Origin of the sequence: Bacillus sp. V3B (genome assembly GCF_024494465.1) — a bacterium.
Classification (GTDB): Bacteria; Bacillota; Bacilli; order Bacillales; family Cytobacillaceae; genus Bacillus_BD.
In genome coordinates this window covers 1-591 of sequence record NZ_JAETXM010000083.1, presented here as the reverse complement: position 1 = coordinate 591, position 591 = coordinate 1, and the positions used below count along the sequence as shown (strand labels likewise).

Below are 591 nucleotides of genomic sequence, written 5' to 3'. Positions count from 1 at the left end.
CCAATCCTAGATGGCTTAGAAAGACAGAAGAAAAATTAGCAAAAGCTCAACAAATCCTGTCTAGAAGACAATATGGTAGTTCCAATTGGTACAAACAAAAGAAAAAAGTAGCGAGAATTCACGAAAAGATGGTGAATCAACGGAATGATTTTTTGCACAAAACGTCTTCTTCGCTTGTGAACGAAAACCAAGTCATTTGCCTAGAAAACCTTCGTGTGAAAAATATGTTAAAAAACCACCAGTTAGCTAAAGCCATTTCAGAGGTATCTTGGTCTGAGTTTCGTAGGATGCTTGAGTACAAATGTAAGTGGTATGGAAAACAATTCATCGTTGTAGGAGCGAATTTTCCGAGTTCTCAATTGTGCTCCCATTGTGGAGAGAAAAATAAAAGGGTAAAAGATTTATCGGTTCGTATATGGACTTGTTCGTGCGGTGTCATTCATGATCGTGACGAAAACGCTGCGAAGAACATTCTCCAAGAAGGGAAACGCCTTCTAACCGTTGGACAGACGGGGATCGCCTAATGGTTGCTATACAGCGTTCTAGAGCAGCCTTTTTGAGCCGGAGGTTCAAACGACATAGGAAAACGTA

The 591-nt window shown here is 40.4% G+C and carries 1 protein-coding gene; it reads left to right on the top strand.

Annotated features, from left to right (window positions below; genetic code table 11):
- The coding region (locus JMM81_RS22685; RefSeq protein WP_256243819.1) for an RNA-guided endonuclease TnpB family protein at positions 1 to 524 on the top strand (524 nt) is incomplete at its 5' end.
- Positions 525 to 591: the final 67 nt, after the last annotated feature.